Here is a 7,529-nt window from a genome sequence, read left to right on the forward strand (position 1 = left end):
GGAGTTCCGTCATACCAGCGTCATCGCAGGGGTGGCCACAGGGACCATCGCCGGCTTCGGGGCCGAGTCCTACCTGCTCGCCATTCGCGCAATCGCCGGGCGCCGGTCCGACCAGACAGCGGGTGCGCCGGCATCGGCGGACCCCGGCGGCCACTCATGAGCGTCGACCGTGACGGCTGGCCGTCTGACACCCGAGAGCGGCTGCACGTGCTCAAGAACCGGTGGCAGGCCCTGACGGATCAGTTGGCCGCGGCCGACCTGCACGGCCTGCTTCTGACCGACCCCAGCGATGTCCGTTGGCTCACCGGCTTCTCCGGTAGCAATGGCGCCGCCCTAGCGATCGCGGGCTCGGCCCCGCAGCTCGCCACGGACGGCCGCTACGCAGAACAGGCAGCCGTGGAATGTCCCGGGGTCGGGCTGCTCATCACCCGGCAACTCGTCGAGCAACTTCTGATGCGCCTTCGCGAGCATTCGGTCACCAACCTCGGCGTGGATCCCGTGTCGATGACGCTCGCCCAGTTCCGAATGCTCGGTGCACACCCGTCGATGTTCGGGGTCCGGGTCACCGAGGTCGACTCGCCGTTGGCCGATCTGCGCCGGATCAAGGACAGCAGTGAGATCGCCAGTCTGCGCGAGGCCTGCCGCATTTCCACCGAGTCGCTGCGGGTGGTTCTGCAGGAGGTCCGGGTAGGGATGACCGAGCTAGAAGTGGCGCGGATGCTGGAGTTGACGATGGGTGAACTCGGCGCTTCCGACCGCGCCTTCACCACCATCGTCGCCGCCGGGCCGAACGGTGGCGAACCACACCACGCCCCCACTCCACGCCCGATCGAGGCGGGAGATTTCGTGACCATCGACTTCGGTGCGCTGGTGGATGGCTACCACGCGGACTGCACTCGGACCGTGATCGTCGGCGGCGACCCGGCGGACTGGCAGTCGGAGATCTACCAGGCCGTGCGTGAGGCAGCCGAGGCCGGCCGGGCGGCCGCCGTCCCCGGTGCCGAGACCAAGGCCGTCGACGCCGCCGCTCGCACGGTGATTTCTGCCGCTGGGTTCGGCGAGGTCTTCGTCCACGGGCTCGGTCACGGCGTCGGCCTGGACATCCACGAGTCGCCGATGTTGGGTGCCGCCACGGCAGGTACGCTGTCTGCTGCTGTCCCCATCACCGTCGAGCCCGGAATCTACCTGCCCGGTAAGGGCGGGGTCCGGATCGAGGACACCTGTCTGGTCGGCGACGGGGGACTGGAAATCATGACGGACTTCCCGCGCGACCTGCTGCGTGTGGACTAGCGAAAGAGGCGCGGATGGCGACGACGAACGATCTGAAGAACGGTTTGGTCCTCAAGATCGACGGGAACCTCTGGGCTGTCGTGGAGTTCCAGCACGTCAAGCCCGGCAAGGGCGGCGCCTTCGTGCGGACCAAGCTGAAGAACGTGCTGTCCGGCAAGGTCGTGGACCGCACCTTCAACGCCGGTCTGAAGATCGAGACCGCGACCGTCGACAAGCGCGACATGCAGTATCTGTACAAGGACGGCACCGACTTCGTCTTCATGGACACGGCGACGTACGACCAGCTCTACGTCCCCGAGGTCACCGTCGGCAGCGTCGCGGACTACCTCCTGGAGAACCAGACCGCGATGGTCGCCACGCACGAGGGCGCCCCGCTGTACGTCGAGCTGCCGCCGTCCGTCGTCCTGCTCATCAGCTACACCGAGCCGGGCCTGCAGGGCGACCGCTCCACCGGCGGCACCAAGCCCGCCACGCTCGAGACCGGCGCCGAGATCCAGGTGCCGCTGTTCCTCGAGGTCGGCACCAAGGTCAAGGTGGACACGCGCGACGGGTCGTACCTCGGCCGAGTGAACGACTGACCGCGTGGCCGCACGGAGCAAGGCCCGCAAGCGCGCCGTCGACGTGCTCTTCGAGGCAGACCAGCGCGGACTGCCGCCCGTCGAGCTCCTCGCCGCGCGCCTGACCGAGCCCGGAACGCAGGCCGCCCTGCCCCAGTACTCCGTCGACCTCGTCGAGGGTGTCGTCGAGCGGCAGGCGCAGATCGACGAGCTCATCTCGACCTACGCGCACGGCTGGACGCTGGACCGGATGCCCGCCGTCGACCGCGCGGTGCTGCGGCTGGGCACGTGGGAGATCCTCTTCAACGACGACGTGCCCGACGCCGTCGCGGTGGACGAGGCCGTCGAGCTGGCGCGCGCGCTGTCGACGGACGACTCGCCGACCTTCGTCAACGGCCTGCTGGGCCGGATCGTTGACCTCAAGCCCACGCTGCTGGGCTGAGGTCAGGCGGGCACGACGGCGACGGCGTCCGGGCCGGTCCGCTGCGTCGGCGCCGTGGTGCTGCGTGCGCGGACCGGGAGGTTGGCGGACGGGCGGCCGAGCATGTGCCCCTGCACCGTCACGACCCCCATGTCGATGAGCGCGGTGAGCTCGGTGAGCCGCTCGACGCCCTCCGCCACGACCTCGAGGCCGTGCGCCTCGGCCAGCGCCAGGATGGCGCGCAGCACGGCCGCGCCCTGGGTGGTGCCGATGTCGTGCACGAAGGCGCGGTCGATCTTCAGGACGTGCAGCGGCAGCTCGGACAGGCGGGACAGCGAGTTGTAGCCGGTGCCGAAGTCGTCGAGCGCGATCTTCACGCCGCGCGCGGCCAGGGCCGTGAGCGAGGCGCGGACGTGCAGCGCGTCGTAGAGCAGCGCGCTCTCGGTGACCTCGATGGTGAGGCGGTCCCAGGCGTCGGTGCCCCACGACTCCTCGACGTGACGCACGAAGTCGGGCTCGTCGAGCTGACGGGCTGCGACGTTCACGGCGACCGGCAGGTCGAACCGCTCCATGCCCGCGCGGGCGGCGATGAACATCTGGCGGCCCACCTCGACGATGAGCCCGGTCTCCTCGGCCAGCGGCAGCCACTCCGCCGGCGGGCGCAGCCGGCCGTCGTGCTGCCAGCGGGCGAGCACCTCGAGGCTGGTGACCTCCAGGGTCATCGCGTCGGTGAGGGGCTGGAAGTGGGCGAGGATCCCGCCGGTGACGAGCGCGGTCTCGAGCTCCGCCCTGACCTGGGCGCGCGAGGCGACCTCGGCCCGCATGCGCTCGTCGAAGAAGCCCACGCCGGCGTGGGAGCGCTTGGCCTCGAGCATCGCGAGGTCGGCCTCGCGCAGCAGCCCCGCGGGGTCCGGGACGTCGTCCGGTGCCCAGGTGGCCACGCCGACCGTCAGGCCGGGCCGGGCGACGTCGTCGCCCGGCGGGTCGATCTCGGCGCGCAGCCGGCGGGCGAGGTGCAGCAGGACGGCGGTGTCGGGCGCGTCGGGAAGGACGGCGACGAACTCGTCCCCGCCGTGCCGGGCGAGGTAGGCCGTCCCGCCCAGCACGTCGCGCAGGTGCGTCGCGGTGTGCACGAGCAGCTGGTCGCCCCACGAGTGGCCGTGCCGGTCGTTGGCGAGCTTGAAGCCGTCGAGGTCGCAGAAGAGGAGGGCGACCCCGGAGCCGTCCCGGGCTGCGGCCTCGAGGGTCTGGCTGAGGTGGCGGTCGAGCGACGGTCGGTTGGCGAGCCCGGTGAGGGCGTCGAACGACGCGGCACGGCACACCCGGTCCGTGAGCGCCTGGCGCTCCGCAGCGCCCGAGACCACCCGGGCGAGGTCCTGGAGGAAGGCCCGCTCGTCGTCGTCGGTGGTGCGGTCGGGTGCGGCGCGGAACTCGGTGACGAAGCGGTCGTGCTCGAGGTGGCGCAGCGTCGCCGTGACGGTCGGGTCGCCGAGCACCTCGCGACCGGCTTCGGTGGCTGCGGCGAGCACCTCGGCGGTGGTCGGGGCAAGCCAGGCGACGTTGCCCACCCGGGCCAGCGCGTCGCGCATCCGCGTGCGGCGCAGCGACTCGCGGCGGACCGTCGTGATGCCGCTCGCCGCCCAGATCTGCATCCCGACGACGATCGGGAGCACCCAGACGCCCTTGAGGAGCTCCGTGACGTCCGACGGTGGCGGGATCGACGAGGCGATGAGGAACGTCGCCGACGCGAAGCCGGCGACGGTCACGAGCGCGCCGACGGCCGTCAGTCGCGTGACCTGGACGACGCGGGCGACGTACAGGCCCAGGCCCATCACCGGCACCAGGTCGACGGCGGTGGCGAGCACCCCGTACTGCGGCAGGCCGCCCACCGTCTGGTGGCCGTAGAGCAGGTCCGTACCCAGCCACAGCACGGTGGCGCCGATGTACCAGGTGGCGGTCGCCGCGGTGAGCAGACGCACGCTCGGCCCGCCCGTGAAGGCCTGGACCGCCGGGAGGCTCAGCGTGACGCCGGCACCCAGCGCGGCGAACCGCAGGGCGAGCACCAGCTCGGTCGCCGGACCCGCCGGCACGAGGGTCGCGAGGCCGTTGAGGAGGGTGACGACGACGAGCGCGAGCGACCAGTAGAGGATCCATGCGGCACCCCCGCTGCGCAGCGCGCCCGGCAGGACGCGGTCCTGGCCCTCGCCGCGCAGCCACCCCGCCTGGAGCGCGCACAGCGCGACGACCACACCGGCGACCAGGAGCTGGATCGCGGTGGACCAGGTGGGGACAGAACCAGACACAGCGGGTGTATCGGTCCCGGCGGCCGGGACCTTGAGCCCTGATCTTCAGCCGGCGGCGGCCACGTGGCCGAACCGGTGCCGGGTGCGGCTGACGGCCTGCTCGCGCAGCACGCTGAGGAGCTCGCGGGAGCCGGAGGCGAGCACGGGCCCGTCGAGCACGGTGACCTCGCCCAGCCTCGTCCGCGCGGCCTCGCGCAGGCCGGGCGCCGCCCCGACGACGCGGACGCGCCCCGTGACCTCGCCGGTACGGACCCGGGCCGCGAACGTGGCGTCGTCCTGCTCGCCCGCCGTGCTCACCGTGACCGGGACCCCGGCACACCCCGCCGCGGCCAGCACCCTGGCGACCTCGCGCGGCCGCGCACCGGCGCCGGCGCGCAGCGTCAGGTGCGGCACGGGCCGGTAGCGCAGCACGTCGGCCTCGGCGCGCAGGCCCGACGGGTCGTGCTCCTGCCCCAGGTCCGCCGCCCAGACCCGGGCGTCGTCCGCACGGGCCCACGCGAGCCAGCCCTCGTCGTCGGTGGGCACGTCCGCGTCCGACCACGCTCCGAGCTGCGCGACGTAGTGCGGGCCGCCGGCCTTGGCCCCGGGGCCGACGACGGAGGCCTTCCACCCGCCGAAGGGCTGGCGACGCACGATCGCGCCGGTGATGTGCCGGTTGACGTAGGCGTTGCCCACCTCGACGTGCTCGAGCCAGTGGGCGATCTCCGACTCGTCGAGCGAGCAGATCCCGCCCGTGAGGCCGAAGGCGACGGCGTTCTGCAGTGCGAGAGCCTCGTCGAGCGTCTCGACCCGCATGATGCCGAGGACGGGGCCGAAGACCTCGGTGGTGTGGAAGAAGGAGCCGGGCGCGACGCCGTGCTTGACCCCGGGCGTCCAGAGCCGGCCCTCGGCGTCGAGCCGGCGCGGCCGCACCAGCCAGTGCTCGCCGGGGTCCAGCACGGTCAGCGAGCGCAGCAGCGGCCCGGCCGCGGGCTCGGTGAGCGGCCCGACGGTGGTGGCGAGGTCCGCGGCCGGTCCCACGCGCAGCGACGCGACGGCGTCGGCGAGCTGGCGGCGCAGCCGGTCCGAGCGGCCGGCCGAGCCGACGAGGACGAGCAGGGACGCGGCGGAGCACTTCTGCCCCGCGTGCCCGAACGCCGAGCGCACGATGTCGCCGACGGCCAGGTCGACGTCGGCCGACGGCGTGACGACGATCGCGTTCTTGCCCGACGTCTCCGCGACGACGTCCAGCCCCGCCCGCCAGCCGCCGAACAGCCGCGCGGTCTCGATCGAGCCCGTGAGCAGCACGCGGGCGACGTCGGGGTGGGCGACCAGCCGTCGACCGATGTCGCCCTCGGGCGCCAGCAGCACCTGCAGCACGTCGCGCGGCAGCCCGGCCTCGTCGAGCGCGGCGTGCACGGCGGCCATCGCGACCTGGGTGCAGCGCGGCGTGGGTGGCGCGGGCTTGACGAGCACGGGGGAGCCCGCGGCGAGCGCCGCGAGCACCGAGCCCACCGGGATGGCGACCGGGAAGTTCCACGGCGGTGTGACGACGGTCACGCCCCACGGTCGGAACATGGCGCCGCGGGTGCCGCCGTCCGCGAGCTCGGCCGCGCGCTCGGCGTAGTAGAGCGCGAAGTCCACGGCCTCGCTGACCTCGGGGTCCGCCTCCGCGACGGTCTTGCCGGCCTCGTGGACCATCGTCGCGACGAGGTCCCCGCGGCCCGCCTCGAGGTGCACCGCGGCCCGGCGCAGCACGGCGGCACGCCGCTCCGGGGGCAGCTGCGCCCAGAGCGGCCGGACCGCGACGGCCCGGCCGACGGCGGCGTCGACCTCGGCCGCGCTGGTGATCACCGTCGCCGGCGGGACGGCCACCTCCCGGACGAGCAGGCCCGCAGCCCAGCTGCGCGACGCCGCGACGGCGGGGTCGGTGTCCGGGGTGTTGGCGAACGGGGGCGTGGGGCCGGCGTCGCGGCGCGCGACGAGGTCGACGGCGGGCCGGGGCACCCGCCGCGGCACCGCCGAGACCGTCGCGCTGTCGCGGACAGAGTCGAGGAACGCGGCGTGCTGGGCCGCCAGGCCCGCGCCCTGCCCGGCGAAGAGCGCGTGCAGGAAGTTCTGGGATGCGGCGTTCTCCTCGAGGCGTCGCACGAGGTAGGCGATCGCGACGTCGAAGTCTGCGCGCGCCACCACCGGGGTGTAGAGCAGCACGGAGCCCCGCGGCCGACCGTCCGGACCGGCCGGGCCGCCTGCCCTGGCACCGGCACCGGCACCGGCACCGACGACGGTGTCGCGCACCGCCCGCGCCTGGGCCGGGGCCATCCCCTGGAGCATCTCGACGTCGAGCGCCTCGCTCACGCCGCGCTCGGCGGCCAGGAGGTGACCCAGGGCGACGTGGAAGAGGTTGTGGCTGGCCAGGCCCACGCGCACCGCGCGCGTCCGGTCGGGGTCGAGCGCGCGGTCCACGAGGCGCACGTAGCTCGCGTCGACGTCGGCCTTGGTCGCGTACGGCGCCTGCGGCCAGCCGTGCAGCTCGGCCTCGACCTGCTCCATGGCGAGGTTGGCGCCCTTGACCAGGCGCACCTTGACCCGCGAGCCGCCCGCCGCGACCCGCCGCGCCGCGATGGCGGTGACCTCGTCGAGCGCGTCAAGGCTGTCCGGCAGGTAGGCCTGCAGCACCAGCCCGAGGGGTGCGTCCGCGAGCTCCGGCAGCGCGCACAGGCGCTCGAACACCTCGACCGTCAGCGCGAGGTCGTGGTACTCCTCCATGTCGAGGTTGAGGAAGGTGCCGTGCGCGCGCGCCGTGCGGTACAGCGGGACGAGGGTGGCCAGGACCCGGTCGCGGCTCGCACCCGTGTCCCAGGTGGACAGCTGGCTCGCCACGGAGGACACCTTGATCGAGACGTAGTCGACGTCCGGCCGCTCGACGAGCGCCGTCACCCTGCGCAGGCGCCCTGCGGCCTCGGCCTCCCCGAGCAC

Annotated in this window: 6 protein-coding genes; 4 read left to right on the top strand and 2 right to left on the bottom strand. The window is 73.6% G+C overall.

What is annotated here, in order from left to right:
• The 4 genes from PKY62_RS11095 to nusB all read left to right on the top strand — a co-directional run.
• Positions 1-160: type II 3-dehydroquinate dehydratase (locus tag PKY62_RS11095; RefSeq protein WP_324536942.1), on the top strand; the 160-nt coding region annotated here is incomplete at its 5' end.
• The gene (locus PKY62_RS11100) at positions 157-1,290 is read left to right on the top strand and encodes a M24 family metallopeptidase (protein WP_324536931.1); all 1,134 of its coding nucleotides are present in this window, start codon (positions 157-159) and stop codon (positions 1,288-1,290) included. The genes PKY62_RS11095 and PKY62_RS11100, both read left to right, overlap by 4 nt.
• Positions 1,291-1,304: 14 nt before the next feature.
• On the top strand, positions 1,305-1,868 hold the full coding sequence (gene efp / locus PKY62_RS11105; protein ID WP_324536933.1) for an elongation factor P: 564 nt from the start codon (positions 1,305-1,307) through the stop codon (positions 1,866-1,868).
• Positions 1,869-1,872: 4 nt separating this feature from the next.
• Positions 1,873-2,289 (top strand): transcription antitermination factor NusB, encoded by a 417-nt coding sequence (gene nusB / locus PKY62_RS11110; RefSeq protein WP_324536935.1) that lies wholly within the window; start codon positions 1,873-1,875, stop codon positions 2,287-2,289.
• A 2-nt stretch (positions 2,290-2,291) separates the two neighbouring features.
• On the opposite strand, the gene PKY62_RS11115 is transcribed toward nusB, so the two are convergent.
• Together PKY62_RS11115 and PKY62_RS11120 are read right to left on the bottom strand one after the other, a co-directional pair.
• The gene (locus tag PKY62_RS11115; RefSeq protein WP_324536937.1) at positions 2,292-4,571 is read right to left on the bottom strand and encodes a putative bifunctional diguanylate cyclase/phosphodiesterase; all 2,280 of its coding nucleotides are present in this window, start codon (positions 4,569-4,571) and stop codon (positions 2,292-2,294) included.
• Between the two features lie 45 nt (positions 4,572-4,616).
• The coding region (locus PKY62_RS11120) for a bifunctional proline dehydrogenase/L-glutamate gamma-semialdehyde dehydrogenase (protein ID WP_324536939.1) at positions 4,617-7,529 on the bottom strand (2,913 nt) is incomplete at its 5' end.

The sequence above is a fragment of the Actinotalea sp. genome, from assembly GCF_035443605.1.
In the GTDB taxonomy this organism is placed as follows: Bacteria; Actinomycetota; Actinomycetes; order Actinomycetales; family Cellulomonadaceae; genus Actinotalea.

What these genes read in the sequence shown, in the direction of transcription:
- efp (WP_324536933.1), top strand. Translation starts at nt 1,305, where the DNA reads ATGGCGACGACGAACGATCTGAAGAACGGTTTGGTCCTCAAGATCGAC.
- PKY62_RS11100 (WP_324536931.1), top strand. Translation starts at nt 157, where the DNA reads ATGAGCGTCGACCGTGACGGCTGGCCGTCTGACACCCGAGAGCGGCTG.